16 protein-coding genes and 1 pseudogene are annotated in these 24,743 nt (G+C 62.2%); 11 read left to right on the top strand and 6 right to left on the bottom strand.

All coding sequences use genetic code 11. The features are described from left to right. Nucleotides 1-200: 200 nt before the first annotated feature. The 7 genes from EEQ99_RS15960 (at nt 201) to EEQ99_RS15930 (ending at nt 11,804) form a co-directional block, all read left to right on the top strand. Entirely contained in the window at nt 201-2,663 is a 2,463-nt protein-coding gene (locus EEQ99_RS15960; RefSeq protein WP_063475320.1) for a glycogen/starch/alpha-glucan phosphorylase, read from the top strand. Continuing rightward, the gene (gene glgB / locus EEQ99_RS15955) at nt 2,660-4,867 is read left to right on the top strand and encodes a 1,4-alpha-glucan branching protein GlgB (RefSeq protein ID WP_127430736.1); all 2,208 of its coding nucleotides are present in this window, start codon (nt 2,660-2,662) and stop codon (nt 4,865-4,867) included. The genes EEQ99_RS15960 and glgB overlap by 4 nt, the downstream gene beginning before the upstream one ends. Before the next feature lie 19 nt (nt 4,868-4,886). Then, nucleotides 4,887-6,149 carry a glucose-1-phosphate adenylyltransferase gene (gene glgC / locus EEQ99_RS15950; protein WP_028756864.1) on the top strand — a complete coding sequence of 421 codons (1,263 nt, stop codon included), beginning with the start codon at nt 4,887-4,889 and terminating at the stop codon, nt 6,147-6,149. Nucleotides 6,150-6,152: 3 nt separating this feature from the next. Continuing rightward, nucleotides 6,153-7,595 (top strand): glycogen synthase GlgA, encoded by a 1,443-nt coding sequence (glgA, locus tag EEQ99_RS15945; protein ID WP_127430735.1) that lies wholly within the window; start codon nt 6,153-6,155, stop codon nt 7,593-7,595. 6 nt (nt 7,596-7,601) lie between these two features. Next, on the top strand, nt 7,602-9,233 hold the full coding sequence (locus EEQ99_RS15940; protein WP_028756866.1) for an alpha-D-glucose phosphate-specific phosphoglucomutase: 1,632 nt from the start codon (nt 7,602-7,604) through the stop codon (nt 9,231-9,233). A 12-nt stretch (nt 9,234-9,245) separates the two neighbouring features. After that, nucleotides 9,246-11,225 carry a glycogen debranching protein GlgX gene (gene glgX / locus EEQ99_RS15935; protein WP_127430734.1) on the top strand — a complete coding sequence of 660 codons (1,980 nt, stop codon included), beginning with the start codon at nt 9,246-9,248 and terminating at the stop codon, nt 11,223-11,225. A gap of 90 nt (nt 11,226-11,315) precedes the next feature. After that, nucleotides 11,316-11,804 carry a MaoC family dehydratase gene (locus EEQ99_RS15930; protein WP_127430733.1) on the top strand — a complete coding sequence of 163 codons (489 nt, stop codon included), beginning with the start codon at nt 11,316-11,318 and terminating at the stop codon, nt 11,802-11,804. Nucleotides 11,805-11,819: 15 nt separating this feature from the next. On the opposite strand, the pseudogene EEQ99_RS15925 reads toward EEQ99_RS15930, so the two are convergent. The 5 genes and pseudogenes from EEQ99_RS15925 to EEQ99_RS15905 all read right to left on the bottom strand — a co-directional run bounded on the left by EEQ99_RS15925 (nt 11,820) and on the right by EEQ99_RS15905 (nt 17,508). Next, nucleotides 11,820-12,218, bottom strand: a pseudogene (locus EEQ99_RS15925) (VOC family protein). Between the two features lie 48 nt (nt 12,219-12,266). Continuing rightward, nucleotides 12,267-12,815 carry a sarcosine oxidase subunit gamma family protein gene (soxG, locus tag EEQ99_RS15920; RefSeq protein WP_097543083.1) on the bottom strand — a complete coding sequence of 183 codons (549 nt, stop codon included), beginning with the start codon at nt 12,813-12,815 and terminating at the stop codon, nt 12,267-12,269. Further along, nucleotides 12,808-15,801, bottom strand: coding sequence for a sarcosine oxidase subunit alpha (locus EEQ99_RS15915; RefSeq protein ID WP_127430732.1), 2,994 nt, complete (start codon nt 15,799-15,801; stop codon nt 12,808-12,810). The genes soxG and EEQ99_RS15915 overlap by 8 nt, the downstream gene beginning before the upstream one ends. After that, nucleotides 15,798-16,139, bottom strand: a complete 342-nt coding sequence (locus EEQ99_RS15910) for a sarcosine oxidase subunit delta (protein WP_028756872.1) — start codon at nt 16,137-16,139, stop codon at nt 15,798-15,800. The genes EEQ99_RS15915 and EEQ99_RS15910 overlap by 4 nt, the downstream gene beginning before the upstream one ends. A gap of 115 nt (nt 16,140-16,254) precedes the next feature. Continuing rightward, nucleotides 16,255-17,508 (bottom strand): sarcosine oxidase subunit beta family protein, encoded by a 1,254-nt coding sequence (locus EEQ99_RS15905; protein ID WP_028756873.1) that lies wholly within the window; start codon nt 17,506-17,508, stop codon nt 16,255-16,257. Between the two features lie 247 nt (nt 17,509-17,755). Between EEQ99_RS15905 and EEQ99_RS15900 the strand changes: the two genes are divergently transcribed. Beyond that, complete coding sequence (locus EEQ99_RS15900; protein ID WP_127430731.1) at nt 17,756-18,775, top strand: FecR family protein; 1,020 nt, start codon at nt 17,756-17,758, stop codon at nt 18,773-18,775. Between the two features lie 5 nt (nt 18,776-18,780). Here EEQ99_RS15900 and EEQ99_RS15895 read toward each other — a convergent pair whose 3' ends face one another. Continuing rightward, entirely contained in the window at nt 18,781-20,952 is a 2,172-nt protein-coding gene (locus EEQ99_RS15895) for a CHASE2 domain-containing protein (protein WP_047616792.1), read from the bottom strand. A 288-nt stretch (nt 20,953-21,240) separates the two neighbouring features. Between EEQ99_RS15895 and EEQ99_RS15890 the strand changes: the two genes are divergently transcribed. The 3 genes from EEQ99_RS15890 (at nt 21,241) to EEQ99_RS15880 (ending at nt 24,236) form a co-directional block, all read left to right on the top strand. Continuing rightward, nucleotides 21,241-22,842, top strand: coding sequence for an adenylate/guanylate cyclase domain-containing protein (locus EEQ99_RS15890; RefSeq protein WP_127430774.1), 1,602 nt, complete (start codon nt 21,241-21,243; stop codon nt 22,840-22,842). Nucleotides 22,843-23,019: 177 nt separating this feature from the next. Continuing rightward, a complete protein-coding gene (gene rpsU / locus EEQ99_RS15885; protein ID WP_003585885.1) occupies nt 23,020-23,232 on the top strand; it encodes a 30S ribosomal protein S21 in 213 nt (70 codons plus the stop codon). Between the two features lie 134 nt (nt 23,233-23,366). Continuing rightward, nucleotides 23,367-24,236 carry a tetratricopeptide repeat protein gene (locus EEQ99_RS15880; protein ID WP_047616361.1) on the top strand — a complete coding sequence of 290 codons (870 nt, stop codon included), beginning with the start codon at nt 23,367-23,369 and terminating at the stop codon, nt 24,234-24,236. Nucleotides 24,237-24,743: the final 507 nt, after the last annotated feature.

Below are 24,743 nucleotides of genomic sequence, written 5' to 3'. Positions count from 1 at the left end.
AACCCATCTGATCGGGAAAAGCGATTGAAATCAATACCCTCAAGCCCCGTGAATATGAAGGTTTCGCAAATTTTTCGTTTGTCCAAATCCTTTGTTGCAAGTGCTTCCTAACGATGCATAAACTGTCGGAGCACAGGCGACAAATCGATTAAATCAGGCATAACATCCTGAAACCAAATTAAAATTGGCGAGATCTGACCATGAATACCGTTTCCAAGCCGGTTATCCCCTCTCCCGCTCCCCGCAGTTCAAGGCCGGAAATTCTCGCCGAAGAAATCATCGAACGCCTGACCTACCGCATCGGCAAGGACGCCAAGGTGGCAAAGCCGCATGACTGGCTGACGGCGACGATCCTGGTGGTCCGCGACCGCATCATCGATCGGTGGATGGCCTCCACCCGCGAGGTTTATGCGACCGGCGCCAAGCGCGTCTATTATCTCTCCCTCGAATTCCTGATCGGCCGCCTGATGCGCGACGCCGTCTCGAACCTCGGCCTGATGGAGGAGGTGCGCGATGCCCTCGCCTCGCTCGGCGTCGACGTCAACGTCATCGCCGGGCTGGAGCCGGATGCCGCACTCGGCAACGGCGGCCTCGGTCGTCTGGCGGCCTGTTTCATGGAAAGCATGGCAACCGTCGACGTGCCCGCCTATGGTTACGGCATCCGCTATGTCCACGGCCTGTTTCGCCAGCAGATGGCCGACGGCTGGCAGGTGGAACTGCCGGAAAACTGGCTCGCCCACGGCAATCCCTGGGAGTTCGAGCGCCGCGAAAGCTCCTATGAAATCGGCTTCGGCGGCGCCGTCGAATTCATCACCACCCATGACGACCAGCCGCGCTACGTCTGGAAACCCGCCGAGCGCGTCATCGCCGCCGCCTTCGACACGCCGGCCGTCGGCTGGCGCGGCAAGCGCGTCAACACGCTGCGCCTCTGGTCGGCGCAGCCGATCGATCCGATCCTGCTCGATGCCTTCAACGCCGGCGACCACATCGGAGCGCTGCGTGAAAGCAACAAGGCCGAAAGCCTGACCCGGGTTCTCTATCCCGCCGACGCCACCCCGGCCGGTCAGGAACTGCGCCTGCGCCAGGAATTCTTCTTCTCGTCGGCCTCGCTGCAGGACATCCTGCGCCGCCATCTGCAGCAATATGACGATTTCACCTCGCTGCCGGACAAGGTGGCAATCCAGCTGAACGACACCCATCCCGCCGTCTCGGTCGCCGAACTCATGCGCCTGCTCTGTGACGTCCACGGAATGGATTTCGACCAGGCCTGGGAAATCACCCGCCATACCTTCTCCTACACCAACCACACACTTCTGCCCGAAGCGCTGGAAAGTTGGTCGGTGCCGCTGTTCGAGCGTCTGCTGCCGCGCCACATGCAGATCATCTATGCGATCAATGCCAAGATCCTGATCGACGCGCGCAAGGGCAAGAATTTCACCGATGGGGAAATCCGCTCGATCTCGCTGATCGATGAAAGCGGCGACCGCCGCGTGCGCATGGGCAACCTCGCTTTCGTCGGCTCGCATTCGATCAACGGCGTCTCGGCCCTGCACACCGACCTGATGAAGGTCACGGTCTTTGCCGACCTGCACAAGCTCTATCCCGACCGTATCAACAACAAGACCAACGGCATCACGCCGCGCCGCTGGCTGCAGCAGTGCAATCCGGGTCTCACCAGCCTGATTCGCGAGGCGATCGGCGACGAATTCCTTGACGATGCCGAGAAGCTGACGCCGCTCGACAAGTTCGCCTCCGACCCGACCTTCCAGCAGAAGTTCGCCGCGGTGAAGCGGGCCAACAAGGTAGCGCTCTCCAATCTCGTTGCCAGCCGCATGGGCGTGAAGCTTGATCCCTCGGCGATGTTCGACATCCAGATCAAGCGCATCCACGAATACAAGCGCCAGCTGCTGAACATCATCGAGGCCGTCGCGCTCTACGACCAGATCCGCTCGCATCCGGAGCTGGATTGGGTGCCGCGTGTAAAACTCTTCGCCGGCAAGGCAGCGCCGAGTTATTACAATGCCAAGCTGATCATCAAGCTGATCAACGACGTCGCCCGCACGATCAACAACGACCCGTCGGTCCGCGGCCTCCTGAAGGTCGTCTTCGTACCGAACTACAATGTTTCGCTCGCCGAAGTCATGGTTCCGGCCGCCGACCTGTCCGAGCAGATTTCGACCGCCGGCATGGAAGCATCCGGCACCGGCAACATGAAGTTCGGCCTCAACGGCGCACTGACGATCGGCACGCTCGATGGCGCCAATGTCGAGATGCGCGACAATGTCGGCGAGGACAACATCGTCATCTTCGGCCTCAAGGCCGACGAGGTGTCGAAGGTCCGCAGTGATGGCCACAATCCCCGCGCCATCATCGAGGGGTCGCGCGAGCTCGCCCAGGCGCTCGCCGCCATCGGCTCCGGCGTCTTCTCGCCTGATGACCGCAATCGCTACACCGCACTGATCGACGGCATCTATTCGCACGACTGGTTCATGGTCGCCGCCGATTTCGACGCCTATGCCCAGGCACAGCGCGAAGTCGACCAGATCTGGACCAACCAGTCCGCCTGGTACACAAAGACGATCAACAATACGGCGCGGATGGGCTGGTTTTCTTCCGACCGTACGATCAGGCAATATGCAGACGAAATCTGGAGAGCCGGATGAAAACGCCGAAAACCGTCCCTGAAGTAAAGCTTTCCTGGGAAATTTCGGCAGATGAAATCGCGGCGATCCTTGCCGGCTCGCATTCCAATCCCTTTGCCGTCCTCGGTGTGCACCAGGCCGGCGACGTTTTCGTCGCCCGGTGTTTCATCCCGGGCGCCGAGGAAGTGACCGCCATGACGCTCGATGGCAGCGTCATCGGCGAGTTGAAACAGCTCCATGCCGACGGCGTCTTCGCCGGCCCGGTTTCCCTGACCAAGCTCCAGCCGGTGCGCTATCGCGCCCGGCGCGGCGATGCCGAATGGGCTGTCACCGATCCTTACAGTTTCGGTCCGGTGCTCGGGCCGATGGACGATTATTTTGCCCGCCAGGGCTCGCACCTGCGCCTGTTCGACAAGATGGGCGCCCATCTCATCAAGCATGATGGCGCCCAGGGTATCCATTTCGCCGTCTGGGCCCCGAATGCGCAGCGCGTCTCCGTCGTCGGTGATTTCAACAATTGGGACGGCCGTCGCCACGTCATGCGCTTCCGTTCCGATAGCGGCATCTGGGAAATATTCGCCCCCGACGTCCCGATCGGCGTTGCCTACAAGTTCGAGATCCGCGGCCAGGACGGCGTATTGCTGCCGCTGAAGGCCGATCCCTTCGCTCGCCGCAGCGAGCTCCGGCCGAAAACCGCCTCCATCACCGCCGCCGAGCTGGAGCAGGAGTGGGAAGACGAAGCCCATCTGAAGCACTGGCGCGAGACCGACAAGCGCCGCCAGCCGATCTCGATCTACGAGGTGCATGCCGCCTCCTGGCAGCGCCGGCAGGACGGCACGATGCTGTCCTGGGACGAGCTCGCCTCCAGCCTCATCCCCTATTGCGCCGATATGGGCTTCACCCATATCGAGTTCCTGCCGATCACCGAGCACCCCTATGACCCCTCCTGGGGTTACCAGACGACCGGCCTCTACGCGCCGACCGCTCGTTTCGGCGAACCGGAAGGTTTCGCCCGTTTCGTCAACGGCTGCCACAAGGTCGGCATCGGCGTCATCCTCGACTGGGTGCCGGCGCATTTCCCGACCGACGAACACGGCCTCGGCTGGTTCGACGGTACCGCACTCTACGAGCACGAAGACCCGCGCAAGGGCTTCCATCCCGACTGGAGCACGGCGATCTACAATTTCGGCCGCACCGAGGTCGTTTCCTATCTCGTCAACAATGCGCTTTACTGGGCCGAGAAATTCCATCTCGACGGCCTGCGCGTCGATGCCGTCGCCTCGATGCTCTATCTCGATTATTCGCGCAAACACGGCGAATGGATCCCCAACGAATATGGCGGCAACGAGAACCTCGAGGCGGTCCGCTTTCTGCAGGATCTCAACATCCGCATCTACGGCCAGCATCCCAACGTCATGACCATCGCCGAGGAATCGACCTCCTGGCCGAAGGTCTCGCAGCCCGTACATGAAGGCGGCCTGGGCTTCGGCTTCAAGTGGAACATGGGCTTCATGCATGACACGCTGAGCTACATGAGCCGCGATCCCATCTACCGCGGGCACCATCACAACGAGCTGACCTTCGGCCTGCTCTACGCCTATTCGGAAAATTTCGTCCTGCCGCTCTCGCATGACGAGGTCGTCCATGGAAAAGGTTCGCTGATCGCCAAGATGCCGGGCGACGACTGGCAGAAATTCGCCAATCTGCGCGCCTACTACGCCTATATGTGGGGCTATCCCGGCAAGAAGCTCCTGTTCATGGGCCAGGAATTCGCCCAGTGGAGCGAGTGGAGCGAGGAGAGGTCGCTCGACTGGAACCTCCTTCAGTATCGTATGCACGAGGGCATGCGGCGCCTGGTGCGCGACCTCAATTTCACCTATCGCAGCAAGCCGGCTCTGCATGAGCGTGACTGCGAAGGCGAAGGCTTCGAATGGCTGGTCGCCGACGACCATCAGAATTCCGTCTTTGCCTGGCTGCGCAAGGCGCCGGGCCAGAAGCCGGTCGCCGTCATCACCAATTTCACCCCTGTCTACCGCGAGAACTACTCGATCCGCCTGCCGTCCGCAGGCCGCTGGCGGGAAATCCTGAACACCGATGCCGACATCTATGGCGGCAGCGGCAAGGGCAATGGCGGGCGCGTGCAGGCCGTCGATGCCGGCGGCAACATCACCTGCTCGATCACCTTGCCGCCCTTGGCGACAATCATGCTTGAACCTGAAAATTAGTGACTGGTGGGAGGAGAAAATGGTAGAAAAACGCGTTCAGCCACTTGCCCGCGATGCAATGGCTTATGTTCTGGCGGGCGGTAGGGGAAGCCGTCTCAAGGAACTCACCGACCGGCGTGCCAAGCCGGCCGTCTATTTCGGCGGCAAGGCTCGCATCATCGATTTCGCCCTGTCGAACGCCCTGAATTCCGGTATCCGCCGCATCGGCGTCGCCACGCAATACAAGGCGCATTCGCTGATCCGCCACATGCAGCGTGGCTGGAACTTCTTCCGCCCCGAGCGCAACGAGAGCTTCGACATCCTGCCCGCCAGCCAGCGCGTCTCCGAGACGCAATGGTACGAGGGCACCGCCGACGCCGTCTATCAGAACATCGACATCATCCAGGATTACGGCGTCGAATACATGGTGGTGCTTGCCGGCGACCACGTCTACAAGATGGACTATGAATGGATGCTGCAGCAGCACGTCGATTCCGGCGCCGACGTCACCATCGGCTGCCTGGAAGTGCCGCGCATGGAAGCGACCGGCTTCGGTGTCATGCACGTCAACGCGAAGGACGAGATCATCGCCTTCGTCGAGAAGCCGGCCGATCCGCCGCCCATTCCCGACAAGCCGGATTTCGCCCTCGCCTCGATGGGCATCTACGTCTTCCACACCAAGTTCCTGCTCGATGCGCTGCGCCGCGACGCCGCCGATCCGAACTCGAGCCGCGACTTCGGCAAGGACATCATCCCCTATATCGTCAAGAACGGTAAGGCGGTCGCCCACCGCTTCGCCAAGTCCTGCGTCCGGTCCGATTTCGAGCACGAGCCTTACTGGCGCGACGTCGGCACGATCGACGCCTATTGGCAGGCCAATATCGACCTGACGGCGATCGTTCCGGAGCTCGACATCTACGACAAGTCCTGGCCGATCTGGACCTATGCCGAGATCACCCCGCCGGCGAAATTCGTCCATGACGACGAGGATCGCCGCGGCTCGGCCACCTCCTCCGTCGTGTCGGGCGACTGCATCATCTCCGGCGCCAGCCTGAACAACAGCCTGCTCTTCACCGGTGTCAGGGCCAACTCCTTCTCCAAGATGGAAGGCGCCGTCATCCTGCCGAACGTGAAGATCGGACGGCGCGCGCAGCTCAAGAATGTGGTGATCGACCATGGTGTCGTCATTCCGGAAGGCTTGGTCGTCGGCGAGGATCCCGAGCTCGACGCCAAGCGTTTCCGGCGGACGGAAAGCGGCATCTGCCTGATCACGCAACCGATGATCGACAAGCTGGATATCTGACTTATGAAAGTTCTTTCGGTTTCGTCCGAAGTCTTCCCTTTGATCAAGACAGGGGGCCTGGCCGATGTGTCAGGCGCCCTGCCGATTACTCTCAAAGCCTTCGGGGTCGAGACCAAGACCCTTCTGCCCGGCTATCCCGCCGTCATGAAGGTCATTCGCAACCCGGTCGCCAGGCTCGAATTCGCCGACCTGCTCGGCGAGCGGGCGACGGTGCTCGAGGTTGAACACGAAGGCCTCGATCTGCTCATCCTCGATGCGCCGGCCTATTACGACAGGCCGGGCGGCCCCTATCTCGATCCGCTCGGCAAGGACTATCCGGACAACTGGCGCCGGTTTGCCGCTCTGTCGCTTGCCGCCTCCGAGATTGCCGCCGGCCTGATGCCCGGCTGGCGGCCGGATCTCGTCCACACCCACGACTGGCAGGCGGCGCTGACGTCGGTCTATATGCGCTATTACCCGACGCCGGAACTGCCGAGCGTGCTGACCATCCACAATATCGCCTTCCAGGGCCAGTTCGGTTCCGAGATCTTTCCCGGCCTGCGCCTGCCCGCCCATGCCTTCGCCACCGAAAGCATCGAATATTACGGCACTGTCGGCTTCCTCAAGGGCGGCCTCAAGACCGCTCATGCGATCACGACGGTCAGCCCGACCTATGCCGATGAGATCCTGACCTCGGAATTCGGCATGGGGCTCGAGGGCGTCATCGCCAGCCGCATCGACAATCTGTACGGCATCGTCAACGGCATCGACACCGATGTCTGGAACCCGGCGACCGATCCCGTCGTCCACACCCATTACGGCCCGGCAACGCTCAAGAACCGCGAGGAGAACCGTCGCTCGATCGCCGAATTCTTCCATCTCGACAATGACGACGCCCCGATCTTCTGCGTCATCAGCCGTCTCACTTGGCAGAAGGGCATGGATATCGTCGCCAACGTCGCCGATGAGATCGTCGCCATGGGCGGCAAGCTCGTCGTGCTCGGCTCCGGTGAAGCGGCGCTTGAAGGCGCGCTGCTCGCCTCCGCCAGCCGCCATCCCGGCCGCATCGGCGTCTCGATCGGTTATAACGAGCCAATGTCGCACCTAATGCAGGCCGGCTGCGATGCGATCATCATCCCCTCGCGCTTCGAACCCTGCGGCCTGACCCAGCTTTACGGACTGCGTTACGGCTGCGTGCCGATCGTCGCCCGCACCGGCGGATTGAATGACACGGTGATCGACGCCAATCACGCCGCACTTGCAGCGAAAGTCGCAACCGGCATACAATTTGCCCCCGTGACAGAAACAGGCATGCTACAGGCAATCCGCCGTGCGATGCATTTTTACCAGGACCGAAAACTCTGGACCCAATTGCAAAAGCAGGGCATGAAATCGGATGTCTCCTGGGAGAAGAGCGCCGAACGCTACGCTGCCCTCTATTCAAGCCTCGTCTCGAAAGGCATGTGACCTAAAATGATCAAGTCCGTACCCACCACGCCCTATCTGGACCAGAAACCCGGCACGTCTGGCCTGCGCAAGAAGGTTCCAGTCTTCCAGCAACCGAATTATGCGGAGAACTTCATCCAGTCGATCTTCGATTCGCTGGAAGGCTATCAGGGCAAGTGCCTCGTCATCGGCGGCGACGGACGCTACTACAATCGCGAAGTCATCCAGAAGGCCGTCAAGATGGCCGCTGCCAATGGCTTCGGCAAGGTCATGGTCGGCAAGGGCGGCATCCTGTCGACGCCGGCCGCCTCCCACATCATCCGCAAATACAAGGCTTTCGGCGGCATCATCCTCTCCGCCAGCCACAATCCCGGCGGCCCGACCGAAGACTTCGGCATCAAATACAACATCAACAATGGCGGTCCGGCGCCGGAAAAGATCACCGACGCGATCTATGCGCGTTCCAAGACGATCGACAGCTACAAGATCGCCGATTTCGCCGACGTCAATCTCGACCGCATCGGCAAGGACGAGCTTCCCGGCGGCACGATCCTCTCGGTCATCGACCCGGTCGAGGACTATGCCGCGCTGATGGAAGAGCTGTTCGATTTCGGCGCCATCCGCAACCTGATCAGCCTCGGCTTCCGCATTGCCTTCGATGGGATGAGCGCCGTCACCGGCCCCTATGCCAAGGAAATCTTCGAAAATCGTCTCGGCGCTCCGTCGGGCTCCGTGCGCAACTTCATGCCGCTGCCGGATTTCGGCGGCCATCATCCCGACCCGAACCCGGTTCACTGCAAGGAACTCTTCGACGAGATGATGGGCGATGATGCGCCCGATTTCGGCGCCGCTTCCGACGGCGACGGCGACCGCAATCTGATCATCGGCCGCGGCATCTTCGTCACGCCGTCCGACAGCCTGGCGATCCTTGCCGCCAACGCCAATCTCGCCCCCGGCTATTCCGGCGGCCTCGCCGGCATCGCCCGCTCGATGCCGACATCGGGTGCTGCCGACCGCGTCGCCGAAAAGCGCGGCATCGGTATGTACGAGACGCCAACCGGCTGGAAATTCTTCGGCAACCTGCTCGATGCCGGCATGGCGACGATCTGCGGTGAGGAAAGCTCCGGTACCGGCTCCAATCATGTCCGCGAAAAGGATGGCCTCTGGGCCGTGCTGCTGTGGCTGAACATTCTTGCCGTGCGCGGCGAGAGTGTCGCCGATATCGTCACCCAGCACTGGCAGACCTACGGCCGCAACTATTATTCGCGCCATGACTATGAAGGCCTCGACACCGATGCGGCAAACGGCTTGGTCGACAATCTCCGCAGCCAGCTTTCCACCCTGGCCGGCAAGAGCTTCGGCAGCCTGAAGGTCGAGAAGGCAGACGACTTCGCCTATCACGATCCGATCGACAAATCGGTCAGCGAACATCAGGGTATCCGCGTGCTCTTCGAGGGCGGCTCCCGCGTCGTCTTCCGCCTGTCCGGCACTGGCACGTCTGGCGCAACCTTGCGTGTCTATATCGAGCGTTACGAGCCGGATTCGACTCGCCACAACATCGAAACGCAGGAAGCGCTCGCCGATCTGATCGCGGCCGCCGAAAGCATTGCCAGCATTCGGGAACGCACGGGACGCGACGCGCCAACCGTGATCACCTGATCCGGGGGGAACATGCGGGGAAGCAGTGCGGCGCAAGCCGGCGCGATCGTTTTCGAGACCGGCGTCGAATTTGCGGTGTGGTCGCATGATGCCGCACAGATCGAACTCTGCCTCTTCGAAGATGACGGCAACAGGGAATTCGCGCGCCTGCCGATGGCGCGCGACAGCAATCACATCCATCGTCTCTTTGTCGACGGGCTGAAGGCCGGCGCGCGCTATGGTTATCGCGCCGATGGTATCTACGCGCCCGATAACGGTCTCTGGTATGACCCCTCCAAACTGTTGCTCGATCCCTATGCCAAGGAGATCGACAGGCCGTTCCGCTACGATCCCCGTCTCGGCATCTATGGCGAAGACAGCCAGGATCTGATGCCGAAGGCGATCGTCACTGCCGATATACCCGCCTTGGTCAGCAAGCCGCTCTTCAATCCGGGCGGCTTTATCTATGAGGTGGCGGTGCGGCCCTTCACCATTCTCCATCCCGACGTGCCGGAGGCAGAGCGCGGCACGGTTGCAGCCCTTGCTCATCCCTCCGTCATCGCACACCTGAAGCGGATCGGTGTCGACGCCGTCGAACTGATGCCGATCACCGCCTGGATCGACGAGCGCCACCTGCCGCCGCTCGGCCTCACCAACGGCTGGGGCTACAATCCCGTCGCCTTCATGGCGCTCGATCCGCGGCTTGTCCCCGGCGGCATGACGGAGCTGCGCGAGACGGTCGCGGCCCTCCATGCCGAAGGCATCGCCGTCATCCTCGACCTCGTCTTCAACCATACCGGCGAGAGCGACCGTTACGGCGCGACGCTGTCGCTGCGCGGCCTCGACAATCTGCATTATTATCGCCACGCCCAGAATTGGCCGGGCGAGCTCATCAACGACACAGGCACTGGCAACACGCTTGCCTGCGATCATCTCGAGGTCCGCCGCCTCGTCATCGACAGCCTGCGCCATTTCGTGCTCAACGCCGGCGTCGACGGTTTTCGCTTCGATCTCGCCCCCGTGCTCGGCCGCACCGCAACGGGCTTCGAGCGCGACGGCGGAACGCTTGCCGCGATCCTCGCCGACGATGTGCTTGCCGACCGGATCATGATCGCCGAACCTTGGGATATCGGCCCGGGCGGCTATCAGCTCGGCAATTTCCCGGCGTCCTTCCTGGAATGGAACGACCGGGTCCGCGACGACCTGCGCTGTTACTGGCGCGGCGACGATTGGAAGACCGGCGCGCTGGCAACCGCACTCGCCGGCTCCTCCGACATCTTCTCCCGCAACGACGGCAGGCAAACGCGCAGCGTCAACTTCCTCGCCGCCCATGACGGCTTCACGCTGATCGATCTCGTCTCCTACGCCGGAAAGCATAACGATGCCAACGGCGAACACAATCGCGACGGCCACAACGAAAACCACTCCTGGAACAACGGCGTCGAGGGGGAAACCCTCTATCCCACCATCCGCAAGCGTCGCCGTGACGACGTGATGGCGCTGATATCAACCCTCTTTGCCACCCGCGGCAGCATTATGCTGACGGCAGGCGACGAGGGCGGCCGCAGCCAGCACGGCAACAACAACGCCTATTGCCAGGACAACGAGATCACCTGGCTGGACTGGAACGCGTTGGACGGGAATCTCATCGCCCACACCGCCTTCGTTGCGGAACTGCGCCGCCGCTTCACCGTCTTCTCCGAAACGGGTTTCCTGTCAGGAAATGGCGACGTCGAATGGATTTCGCTCTCCGGCGAGCCGATGACCGTTGCCGAATGGGAGACGCCGTCGCTTTCCACCCTCGGCATGCTTCTGTCGACCGAGGACCGCTCCGCCGGCGGCAGGCAGACCCGGCTTGCCGTGCTTTTCAACCGCTCGGGGAGCCGCCAATTTTTCACGCTCCCTTCCCGGGGCGAACCGGGCTGGCGCCAGTTGACGCCTGAAGGAGCGCAGAAAGCCGGCAAGAGTGCAGCCGTCGAGCCGCGCTCCGTCGCCTTTTTCGTAGAAAATTGACCGCCTGCCTTCGCTTGCGCAAATCCTTGTCGCAATCGTCACAAATGCGCGATAAGGCTTTGCCGCGACGGCTTGTTTCACGAGGAATTTATGGTCACGGAAATTTCACTCTCCGACGTGCGGGGATTGATCGGCATGGAAACGGGCCTATCGGATTGGATCACGGTCGACCAGTCGATGATCGACGCCTTCGCGGCGGCGACCGACGATCATCAGTTCATTCACGTTGATCTTGCACGCGCGGCAGCCGAGAGCCCCTTCGGTGGTACCATCGCCCACGGCTTCCTGACACTGTCTCTGCTGTCGACGATGAACTACAACTGCCTGCCGAAAGTGCGCGAGCAGACCATGGGCATCAACTACGGCTTCGAGCGCGTCCGCTTCATGACGCCGGTGAAGAGCGGCGCCCGCGTCCGCGGCCGCTTCCTGCTCTCCGAGGCCCGCTTCCGCGGCGCCGGCATGCTGATGACCACCTATGACGTCTCGATCGAGATTGAAAACGAGAAGAAGCCGGCGCTGACGGCAAAATGGATCACCATCATCCAATTCGACCCGAAGGACCGTCCCGAGGACGTCTAAGCAAAACTGCTTTTGCTACTCGGCCGAATTGAACACAGCTTCGAGAGCATGTCCGTCGGGATCCGTGACGAACGCCGCGTAATAGTGCTCACCGTAATGGGGCCGCAGGCCGGGCCGGCCATTGTCACCGCCGCCATGCGCTATGGCCGCCGCATGAAACCGATCGACCGCCTGGCGGTTCGGGGCGGCAAAGGCCAGATGAAAACCCGGGCCGGCTGGACGCTGGCCATCCGGGCGATGCTTGATCGCCAGTTTGTCCCCGCCGCCGGCAAGGCCATAGCCGATTGCCTGCCCCGTTTGCCCCGGCCGGATATCGTCCCAGACCCTGACGTAACCGAGCGCGGCCAGCGTGGTATCTTAAAATGCCGCCGACCGTTCAATATCGGAAACGCCGAGAGAAGCATGGTGCAGCATTGGCCTACCCCTTGAATGAAGGCTGACCCAGCCGGGATTGGCGCGGGTTCAATGCCCGGCGTCGTGAGCCGCCTCGTTCAGCAGCCCGAAGACGTAGTCCGAGAACGACCGCCAGCATTCCACCCGGAACGTGTCTTCTTCCGTGCGGAAAAGCACGATCTCCGCCTTGCCCAGGATCGTGCGCGATGCGGCTCCGACCGGAAAGCCAGCAAGCGACAGATCCTGCGGGCAGCCGGCCGAAAGCGTTGCCTCCGCACCCGGTCCCGAGACGATGATCGCGACATTGCGGTGGGACACGTCGGTCGCCGAATGCAGCGCGCCGGCACCGGAAAATGCCGCCATCAGGTCGGCGCCGTCCTCATCGATGACAAGCCATTCGTCCGGCCCGATCCACAGCGCCGAGCGGGCGCCAGCCCGGCCGGATGTTTTCGGGGCGGCCGGCACAGACAGGCCGAGAGCAGCGGAAAGTGCTGCGAGCGATTCTGCGGGCGCCCGCAGCGCCACCCGGCTGGCAGCGGGTGCGGTCGTCAGCCGCACCGTTGCGGAGCCGCCGAGACGGCCGGCAAGCGCCGGTTTGCGAATTGCGACTTCAGCCATGGATCCGGCCTCCTTCCTTGTCAAAGAATACGAGATCCGTCACTTCGACGGCGATCGTCCGATCCGGCATCGGCACATAGAGCGTTTCGCCCATCCGCGCCCGGCCGCCGGCGACGAGTGCAAAGGCGATCGACCTGTCGCAATTGTCCGACCAGTAAGCTGATGTGACGTGGCCGAGCATGGTCATCGGCTTCGGCTCGTTCGGGCTCGCGACGATCTGCGCGCCTTCTTCGAGCACCAGCTTCGGGTCCTTGGTGACGAGGCCGACAAGCTGCTTGCGCCCGTCCTTGACGAGATCCGGCCGCTTCAATCCGCGAATGCCGACGAAATCCGTCTTTTTCTTCGAAACCGCCCAGGAAAGTCCGGCGTCATCGGGGGTCACGGTTCCATCGGTGTCCTGCCCGACGATGATGTAACCCTTCTCGGCGCGAAGCACGTGCATCGTCTCCGTGCCGTAGACGCAGGCGCCGAGCGGTTCGGCATTGGCCCAGACCGCTTCGAGCACCGACTGGCCGTAGTCGGCCGGCACGTTGATTTCGAAGCCGGTTTCGCCGGTGAACGAGACGCGGAAGAGCCGCGCCGGCACCCCGCAGACCGTGCACTCGGCAACGCTCATATGCGGGAAGGCCTCGTTCGAAAGATCGAGCCCTTCGACCAGCGGCGCGACGATCTCGCGCGCCTTCGGCCCCTGCACGGCGATGACAGCCCATTGCTCGGTCACCGAGGTCAGCCATACCTTCAGATCCGGGAATTCCGTCTGCAGGTAATCTTCCATGTGGTGCAGGACGCGCGGCGCGCCGCCGGTCGTCGTCGTGACATGGAAACGGTCGTCCGCCAGGCGTCCGACGACACCGTCGTCATAAACGAAGCCGTCCTCGCGGGTCATGATGCCGTAGCGGGCCTTACCGGGCTTCAACGTATCCCAGGCATTGGTGTAGATGAGGTTGAGGAACTTCGCCGCATCCGGACCGACCACCTCGATCTTGCCGAGCGTCGAGGCGTCGAAGATACCGGCCGACTCGCGCGCCGTCCGGCATTCGCGTGCAACCGCCTGATGCATGGTCTCGCCAGCCCGCGGATAGAACCAGGCGCGCTTCCAGTTGCCGACATCTTCGAAGACCGCGCCATGGGCCTCCTCCCAATCGTGCAGCGGCGTCTTGCGTGTCGGGTCGAACAGCTCACCACGCGAATGGCCGATCAGCGTACCGTAGGTGACCGGCGTATAGGGCGCACGGAACGTGGTGAGCCCCACCTGCGGGATTTCCTTGCCGAGCATTTCGGCGGCAATCGCCAGGCCATGCATGTTGGAGAGCTTGCCCTGGTCCGAGGCCATGCCGTTGGTCGTGAAGCGCTTGATATGCTCGATCGAATGCATGCCTTCGCGCACGGCAAGGCGGATATCCTTGGCGCAGACGTCGTGCTGGAAATCGATGAAGGCCTTGGCGTTGGTCTTCGGACCGGCGCCTTCGGCAGCGCCGATCATGCCGCCCGTCCAGTCATAGGCCTGCTCGGCCGAAATTGCGATCTTCTCGCCGCTGCTTTTGCCGGTGGCCTGCGCCATCAGCTCGCCGGCGGCAAGCGATTCCTCGATCGTCCGCTGCAGGTCGTCGGTGCCGTTGCAGGCACCGACCGAAAGGCAATCCTGCGCGTAAGAGCCTGGCAGGAAACGCTGGCTTTCGGCATCGAAGGCCACCTTGCCGCGCGACTGCGAGAAGAGATGGACGGACGGCGTCCAGCCAGCCGAAACCAGGAGCGCATCGACCGCGATCTTGCGCGATGAACCGCCGCCGTTGCGCGCCACCGTCATCGATGAGATACGCAGCCGTCCCGCGGTGTTGATAACAGACTGGCCTGTGAGAACATCGATGCCGAGCGCACGCGCCTCTTCCAGCACCGCCGCGCCCGGCGCTTGCCTGCTGTCGACGATGGCGGCGATCGAAACACCGGCCCGTTTCAGATCGAAAGCCGCTTCATAGGCTGAATCGTGCGCCGTGTAGATGCCGACCTTGGTGCCGACGGCGACGCCGTAATGATTGAGATACATCCGCCCCGCCGAGGCGAGCATGATGCCCGGCCGGTCGTTGTTCGGAAATACCATGTGCCGCTCGATCGCGCCGGTGGCGAGGATGACCCGCTTGGCCCGGACCTGCCAGAGCCGCTCGCGCGGCAGATCGTGGGAGGGCTTGGCGATATGGTCGGTGACGCGCTCGGCAAGACCGACGAAATTGTGGTTGTAGTAGCCGAAGGCGGTCGTGCGGGTGAGCACTTCGACATTGTCCATCGCCTTCAGCCGCGCCACGGCCTTCTGGGCCCAGGCATAGCCGTCCTGTCCGTCGATCGTCACGCCGGCATCGTAGCGCAACGCACCGCCGGCTTCCGCCTGCTCGTCGCAAAGGATCACCCGGGCACCGGTCTCAGCCGCAGCCAACGCAGCCGAAAGCCCGGCAACGCCGGCGCCGACCACCAGCACGTCGCAATGGGCATAGCGGCTGGCATAATGGTCCGGATCCTCCTCCGTCGGCGCGACCCCGAGGCCGGCGGCGCGACGGATGAGCGGTTCGTAGACGTGTTTCCAGGCGGCGCGCGGCCACATGAAGGTCTTGTAGTAGAAACCGGCGGCGAAGAACGGCGACATCAGATTGTTGACGGCGCCGACATCGAAGGCGAGCGAGGGCCAGCGGTTCTGGGAGTTGACGATCATGCCGTCAAAAACTTCCTGCACGGTGGCGCGCACGTTCGGCTGCTTGCGCGCCGTATCACGGGCGACGTCGATCAGCGCGTTCGGCTCCTCGGCCCCTGCAGACAGAATACCGCGGGCCCGGTGATATTTGAACGAACGTCCCAGAAGATGCACATCGTTAGCGATCAGCGCCGAGGCGACGGTATCACCTTCGAGCGCCGTATAGCTCTTTCCGTCGAAGCTGAAGCGTGCGGTCTTGGCCGGTGTCAGGCGCCCCTTGCCGGCGATACGGTTCACGCCGCTCATTGCGCCTCTCCTTCCACGGCTTCATATGTCTCGACAGGCCCATGCTGCTTGGCCGCAGCCCCGATCTCAGGCTTCGGCTCGCCCGCCTTGTAGGTCACGATGAACTTGTCGGTCACCGTATCTCGCGCCGCGTTGAAGAAACGCCCGCAGCCGTGAATGTGTCGCCAACGTTCGAAGATCAGCCCCTTCGGATTGTCGCGCAGAAAGAAATAGGCCTCGAATTCCTCGTCCGAGATCGAGGCGATCTCGGCGGGCCGCGCGATATGCGCGTCACCCGCGCCGCGGAATTCGAGCTCGGAACGCTCTTCCTGACAGTAAGGGCAATGGATCAGCAGCATGTGGGATTTCCTTCTCCTCCCCTTCTCCCCAGCAGAGAGAAGGTGCCTGAAAGGCGGATGAGGGGGTAAGCGACGAAAGGAGTGAGCGTCCGAGGCTCAGCCATAACATTTGTCATCAGTGCGCCACCGCCGCCGCCGCTGCTTCGTCGATCAGCCGGCCGCTGCGAAAACGCTCCAGCGTCAGCCCGGCATTGAATTTATGCGGCTCGTCGCGGGCAATCAGATGCGCGAAGAGATTGGCCGAGCCTGGCGTCGCCTTGAAACCGCCGGTGCCCCAGCCGCAATTGACGTAGAGCCCGGGAACCGGCGTCTTCGACTGGATCGCCGAACGATCCGGCGTATTGTCGACGATGCCGCCCCATTGCCGCATCATCTTGACGCGCCGGAACATCGGGAAGAGCTCGCAGATGGCATCGAGCGTGTGGGTGATGATCTGCAGCCCGCCGGTCTGGGAATAGGAATTATACTGGTCGGTGCCGGCGCCGATGACCAGCTCTCCCTTGTCGGACTGGGAGATATAGGCATGCACCGTGTTCGACATGACGACGCAGGGAAAGATCGGCTTCAACGGTTCGGAGACCAGCGCCTGCAGCGGGCTCGATTGCAGCGGCACACGCACGCCGGCCATCTGCATGACCGTTGTCGTATGGCCGGCCGCCGACACGGCGACCTTCTTGGCGCCGATGAAACCGCGCGAGGTCTCGACCCCGGTCACCCGTCCGTCCGCACCGCGCCGGATCCCGGTCACTTCACAATTCTGGATGATGTGCACGCCGCGGTCCGAGGCCGCTCGCGCATAACCCCAGGCGACCGCGTCGTGCCGCGCCGTGCCGCCGCGGCGCTGCAGTGCTGCGCCGTTGATCGGGTAGCGCGCGCTGGCCGAGATATCGAGCGGCGGACAATAGGCCTTCGCCTGCTCCGGCGTCAGCCATTCATTGTCGATGCCGTAGAGCCGGTTGGCATGGATATGCCGCTTGAAGGACTGCTGGTCGTGAATATTGTGCGAAAGCATCATCACGCCGCGCGGCGAATACATCACATTGTAGTTGAGCTCCTGGGAAAGCCCTTCCCAGAGTTTCATCGAATGCTCGTAGATGTGCATGCTCTCTTCATAGAGATAGTTCGAGCGGATGATGGTGGTGTTGCGCCCGGTATTGCCGCCGCCGAGCCAGCCCTTCTCGATCACCGCAACATTGGTGATGCCGTGTTCCTTGGCGAGGTAGTAGGCGGCACCCAGCCCGTGGCCGCCGGCGCCGATGATGACGACGTCGTATTCAGCGCGCGGCTCAGGCGAAGTCCACTGCTTCTCCCAGCCCTTGTGGCCACGAAGGGCCTCCCGCGCCACGGCAAAAACCGAATATTTCCGCATCCGCCTTCTTCTCCTTCGGGCAAGGGGCTGTTCTCCGCGCCCATACAAATCGCAAATCCAAATGCGGCACAACGGTTCTTTTGCGACGCGCGAGAGCTTTGCTTTTGACACTAAACGACATGATGGCGAAAAACTGCGCGGTTTTCGGTCGACGCCATGCTCTGCCTCCTCCGTCCTAGCCCAACAGGGTGAGAAGACAAGCAATTGCTAAAATGCTAATCATCGCATGTTCTGGGGTATGTGTATCATGTGGGGTTGGCGCTCAGTATCAGTCGCGACGCTTTGCGTCGCGTTAAGCAGCGCATGGCCGGCACCCGCCGCCGAGCCGGTCGGCCAGGCTGTCGTCATCAAGACCGAGGTGACGGGACAAAGCGGCCCGATCGAGGTCGACACCAAAGTTCATCGCAACGAGCGCATCAAGACATCGCAATCGGGGCTCGGCCAGTTCCTGTTTCGTGACGGCACGAAGCTCGCGGTCGGCTGGGGTTCGTCGGTTGTCATCGACAAATATGTCTTCGATGATTCCCAATCGGTCAAGAAACTGACCATCAGAGCGGCAAAAGGGACGTTCCGCTGGGTCAGCGGCAGTTCCAACTCCTCGGCCTACCAGATCCTGACGCCGGCCGGCACGATCGGCGTACGCGGCACCGCTTTCGATTTCTACGTCGGCCCTGACGGCACGACCGCCGTCGTGCTGCTGAACGGCGCGGCCCAGTTTTGCGGCCCGGGCGGCTGCCGGCAGTTGCAGCAGCGCTGCGATTGCGTGGTGGCCAAGCCGAACGGCAATATGTCGGCGGCACGCCGGGTCGATCCCAGTGTTCTCGAGACGCTCGGAAATCCGCGCGCCCTCCCCTTCCTCTCCGGCAATCAGCGACTTTCGGGCGGCATCGGCATGCTCGGCGGCTGCAATGTGGCCTCCGTCGCGCCGGACAGAAAAGAGAGAAACCGGCCCTCGCCTCCGTCTTCAACCGAGCCGGCGCCCAATCCGCAGCGACAAGATCCGCCGCAGCGGCAGGCCGAGCCGCAGAAAGAGCGGCCGGCCACGCCCGACAAGCCCGACAAGCCTGACAAGCCGCATCACGACAAACCGGATAAACCCGATAAGCATGATGGCCGTGGCCGGCATGAACATCACGATCAGCACGATGATCACGACTATCACGATCGAGGGGATCATCGGGATCGTGACCGCGATCACGATAAAGATCGGGATCACAACAGGGATCGGAACCATGGCAAGGGCTGGGGTCTCAATCGCAACCGCTGACGCCCTCAGTCGGCCGCACTCTTCTCCAATCCATCGGGCGCCTCGCGAAAATGATCCGTCCTGCCGGATATTCGTTGATAGAATTCCGCCAGGCCGTCGATCACCTGCACCGCCCTGAGCTTTGCCGTGCCGATAAGCTTGCGGGTGTTCTTCGAATGCGAAAGCAGGGCCTGCATCAGTTGCTGATGAACGCCAACAAGTGCTGCAAACTCGGCAGATGCGGCAACACGTTCGTCGCCGACGACGGCAAGGATCTGCGTTCGGCTGCTCTTGCCTTTGAGCGGAATGGCGCCAGCCTCGATCAGCGCCATCCCCTGCACCGACTTTGCCGTGCTGTCGGATATCAGAATATCGAAGCCAACCTCCTTGCAGCATGATTCCAGCCGCGCCGCGACGTTGACGGCGTCGCCGACCGCCGAATAGTTGAAGCGGGTCTTGGCGCCCATATTGCCGACGCAGGCAAGGCCGGTATGAATGCCGATGCCGATCCCGACCTTTTGTTCAGGCCCGAAGCCGAAGGCGTCGCCGGCATTCAATTCGGCCAGCGTCTCGCGCATGGCAAGTGCAGCGCGAACCGCCTTGGTCTCATGATCGGCCACATCGACGGGCGCATTCCAGAATGCCATGATCGAATCGCCGATGAACTTGTCGAGCGTGCCTTCATTGGCCACCACATGGCGGCTCAGCGCATCGAGCAACGTGTTCAGGAACGCGACGACATCCGTCGGCGCCAGCCGCTCGCTGATCTCGGTAAAGCTCCTGACATCGACGAACATCACCGTCAGCTCGCGGTCGTCGCCGCCGAGGCGCAACGCGTCGCGGGTATGCTCGATGCGATGCAGCAGCGACGGAGAAAGATAATGGCCGAAGGCCCGCCGCACCGCCCGCCGCTCCCGGTCGATCACCAGGATCCGGAAGGAGGTCGCGGCAAAATGGATGATCGATCCGCTGACGATTGGAGCCAGCGGATCGAAGAGAAGTCCTGCATACAGAAACGAGAGCCAGGACGCCACCAACCCCATTGCCGTGATCAGCAGGCCGCAGATCAGCGCGACCGCCGGGCTGACGAAGGTCGTCACCACGACGAGCAGGCATCCGAGCACGGCAATCATCAGGATTTCCAGGCCGTCCGCCCAGTCGGGCCGCGACAGGTAATGACCGGAGAGGATCTGCTCCACAGCCTGCGCATGCAGCGAAACGCCGGGAACGTTCTCGCCGAGCGCGGTGACGCGAATGTCCTGCAGGCCGGCCGCCGACGTGCCGACGAAGACGATGCTGCCGTCGATGGCGGCCGCGACCTCGGGAGCGGCCCCTTCGGCGGCGAGCACCTGCCGGGCGGATATGTACCGCTCGGCCCGGTCGGGACTGACATAAAGCCAGAGTTCGCCCGCCGCCGTCAGCGGCACGACGAAATCCCCGATCTTTGCCGATGTCATGATGCCGGCGCGATCGGGCGCGCCTGACAGCACATAGGTCGACACTCCCTGCGCCACGCGCAGGGCCTCGATCGCCAGATTCGGATAGAGCTGCGTGCCGTCGGTCAGAAACAGCGGCACCGCCCGCACCACCGGCGAGGGATTGCCGGGGTTGAGGCTGATATGACCCAGGCCCGCCGCCTTGGCCTCCAATTGCGGCCTGAGTGGTGTCGAGGCGCGGAGATAGGGTGGAGCCGAGACGGGGCTTTCGCCGGTGAAGGCAAAGCCCGCCTTGACAGGCGGCCGGTAATTGCCCTCGTTGGAAAGACCGAAGCCGAGGACGACGGGTTTCTCGGCAATTGCGCTGGCGAATATCTCGTCATTGTCAGGCAGCTTCTCGGCAAGGGAAGGATCGACGCCGGCAACCTCGCGGACAACGTTGCGCGGCGACAGCCGGTCCGGCTCGGCGAACAGAATATCGAAGGCGATGGCCGCAGCCCCCATCTGCGAAAGCCGGTCCACCAGCAGGGCGATCCGGTCCCGCGGCCATGGCCATTGGCCGAATTCGCGCAACGATGCCTCGTCGATGTCGATCACGCGGACCGGCATCGGCTCGAAGGTTCTGGGAACCAGCCGCTGATACTCGTCGAACGTCACGCCGCGGATCAGCTTGAAAATCCCGGGATCGCCGGCCCGGAGGATCGTCAGCGCAGCCACGATCGCCAGGCCGATAACGACACCGATTTGCTGCACGCGCGTCATCATCTCACCGGGCGTCCCCTCCCACGGCAGACAGGGTAGGGCGGACCGAACCTGCCGTCAGACAGGCTACGCCGCTTTCAGTCCAAACGCCATTCGCACATGCATCCCGAGCAGTGTCTTTTCCGCCTCCCGCATTTCGTTTTCCGGCCGGCGGCCTGCAAACCTCTTCAATACCAACACACCTCCAATTTTGGCCGTGCTTTTGCTTGGATGACAAGGCTTCGACCTTGCTCGGCGCGCGGCGAAATGTTCTTGTAGCGACCGAAAAATCGGATGCTTTCGAGAGCGATGGAGGTCGCCGTGATTTCCGAAACCGCCGCGCGTCGCAGCGGCCACTGGCTGATTGTCGTCGTGCTGGCAATGCTCGCAGGGCTGCCGCTGGCCGTCTGGCTCGATATCAGCGATCTCTCCGGAAACACCCTGCGGCGTCAGGCGCGCGACATGAGCTCGCTGATATCGAGCATCCGCTCCTACTATTCCGCCAATGTCGTGGGGCGCGTGCTGGCCGCCCATGCCAGCGGCGCGACCGAAGGCACGATCGTCTCTCACAACTACGCGAATATACCAGGCGCCATTCCGCTGCCGGCCACATTGTCCCTGGAACTCGGCGACGTCATCAAGGAACAGCAGGCCAATATCACCTACCGTTTCGTCTCCGACCTGCCGTTCAAGAGCCGAGCCTCTCACGAGCTCGACGACTTCGAGAAGAAATCGCTCGCCGCGTTGCGCGCCAATCCGCAGCAGACGCTGAACGATCTCACCCGCGTCGGATTGACCGACACCTTGCGGTTCATCACCCCCGTCGTCATGGGCCAGGCCTGTGTTGCCTGCCACAATAGCCATCCCGAAAGCCCGAAGACCGATTGGAAGGTGGGCGATGTGCGCGGCATTCAGGAGGTCATCATCCGGCAGCCTTATGCGAGCAACGTCTTCGCCTTCAAATATCTGCTCTGCTATTTTCTTTTCGTCGCCATCATCGGCATCAGCTTCATTCTGCTCCAGCGGCAGCAGGCGCGCGCGATCCATAGCGCCAACCAGGATCTGGAAGCGGCGAACGAGTTTCTCGCCAGCGTTTCCCTGAAGATATCGCGCTATCTCTCGCCGCAGATCTACAAGAGCATCTTCTCCGGGCAGAAGGACGTGGTCGTGCATACCGAGCGCAAGCGCCTGACGATCTTCTTCTCCGACATCAAGGATTTCACGGCGACGACCGAGCGCCTGCAGCCGGAAGCGCTGACGGAGATGCTCAACGAATATCTGACCGAAATGTCGAATATTGCCCTGGAGCATGGCGGCACGGTGGACAAGTTCATCGGCGACGCGATGCTGGTCTTCTTCGGCGATCCCGAAACCAAGGGACCGGAGGAGGACGCCAAAGCCTGTCTGCGCATGGCCGTCGCCATGCAGCACCGTCTCGGCGAACTCAAGGACAGATGGCGCAGAAACGGCACCGAAGAGCCCTTCGTCGTCCGCATGGGCATCAACAGCGGCTATTGCAATGTCGGCAATTTCGGCAGCAATGACCGTATGGACTATACGATTATCGGGGCGGAGGCCAATCTCGCGGCCCGGCTGCAATCGATCGCCCAGGGAGGAGAGATCGTCATCAGCTACGAAACCTATGCGCTGGTGAACGAAATCGTCGACGCCCATCCCCTGCCGCCGATCACGATGAAGGGCATCCAGCGCGAAATCGTGCCCTATGCGGTGGATGGGCTGACGCTCGGCGCGGATCACAAGAGCCGTGTTCTCAGCGAGCATCTCTCCGGCCTTGACCTGCATCTGGATATGAGCCGGCTGGAGCCGGCCGACCGCCTCCGGGTCAGGACGGCTCTCAAGGAGGCCATTGCCGCGCTGGATGAAGCCGCGCCCGAAACGGCCGGATCGTGAGCGGATTCGGGGCAGGCGTGATTTTTCCACCTGCCTCCCATATCCATCTGGACTTCCCATACCCGATCTGCTATTTCGCATCACCAATCGCAAGGCTGCGGCCGCGCGAACGTTATTGTTTTGCCTCTGGCCGCTGCGCCGCCTCCGGCATCAACCAACCAAAGGAACGTGATTCTCGTGCAGGTACTTGTCCGCGATAACAATGTTGATCAGGCTCTCCGCGCTCTCAAGAAGAAGATGCAGCGCGAAGGCATTTTCCGCGAAATGAAGATGCGCGACTACTACGAGAAGCCGTCGCAGAAGCGTGCTCGCGAGAAGGCCGAGGCTGTTCGTCGCGTTCGCAAGCTGGCCCGCAAGCGCGCCCAGCGCGAAGGTCTGGTCGCACGCTGAGCGTTGCCGTCGTTTTTTCGACGTTTTCAGATGCATTGTGGCGGGGGCGATGGGTTCGCCGCCGCCTTTTTAGTTTGCCGCTGAAGATCGCATATCCGCGCACCGGATATGCCGCATGGGGAAAGCGAGCCCGAATGGCTGTCAACACCTTCAATCCGTCCCGCGCTTTGCGCTTGCAGAAAACCGCATTCCTGCCCGCCTTGGCGCTGGCGGCGATGTTCGGCCTCGCCGGCTGCGAGACGACCAACACCTCGGATGCCGTGATCCGCATCGACAAGGCGCAAGGTTCGGAAGAGAACATCGCTTCGCTGACGGCTGTTATCAATGCCAATCCGAGAGATCCAGAAGGTTACAACGTCCGCGGCTCCGCCTATGGCCGCGCCGGCGAGTTCCGCCAGGCGTTGAACGATTTCAACACGGCGCTGCAGATCAATCCGCGGTTTTTCCAGGCCTACGCCAACCGCGCCCTTGTCTATCGCAACATGGGCCAGCAGGCTCAGGCGATTGGCGATTACAATGCCGCCCTGCAGATCAATCCGAGCTACGACGTCGCCTATATCGGCCGCGGCAATGTCTATCGCATGGCTGGCCAGGACGATCAGGCTTTCAACGATTTCGACAAGGCGATCCAGCTCGGCACCACCGATGGCCGCGCCTATCACAATCGTGGCCTGATCTATCAGAAGCGCAATCAGCAGGACAAGGCGATCGACGATTTCTCGAAAGCCATCTCGCTCGCGCCGAATTCTGCCGAACCCTATAATGGCCGCGGCATTTCCTATATCGCGCTGAACGACGACGACAACGCCTTTGCCGATTTCAACCATGCGATCGAGCTCAACGGCAACCTCGCCGAATCCTGGGCCAACCAAGCGCTCGTCTACGAACGTCGTGGCGATAAGGCGAAGGCCGCCCGCTCTTATCGCCACGCGATCGGCCTCGATCCCAAATACCAGCCGGCACGCGACGGTCTTGCCCGAGTCGGCGTTGCCCCAGCCGGCTAAGGATATGAATCGGGCGGCCCGAAAACATCGGCCGCCCGTAGCAGCCCCTGCCGATCGCACCGCCCATCGGGGCGCCGGCCAAAGCCCTGAAGATTCAAACGAATCTTGCGGAAGCACCCTGCCTATATCGTCAATGTGAGATTGTGTCGCGCCGGGCGGCGGAAGCGATCCCCGCCAAAAAAAGCAGCCGCGCGCCTCCTTCAGAAGAGACGCCGGAAAAAGCGTCCGTCACGGTCGATCGCGTGTCATACCATGTTGCAACCTGCTCTTGCTCCCCCTAACATGGCGCTGCTTCGATAGCCCGCTATCGGGCGTTCGAACACGTGTTGGGGGCGGTTTGCGAGAGATGCGGATCTTTGCTTTCCTGGCCGCAAGCGAAAACCGTTGCGGGCCACGCGCATTCCGGCGCCGCGCGTCTTTTCAGGCGCGTAAAGGATGCAGTCACCCTGTGAATGGCTGCATAATTGTACCGTTAGATCGATCCGATTTAAGGAATTATGCCGTAGC

Source organism: Rhizobium anhuiense, assembly GCF_003985145.1.
Classification (GTDB): Bacteria; Pseudomonadota; Alphaproteobacteria; order Rhizobiales; family Rhizobiaceae; genus Rhizobium; species Rhizobium anhuiense.
Note: the sequence above shows the minus strand (reverse complement) of the source record. Positions and strands in the feature narration are given on the sequence as shown.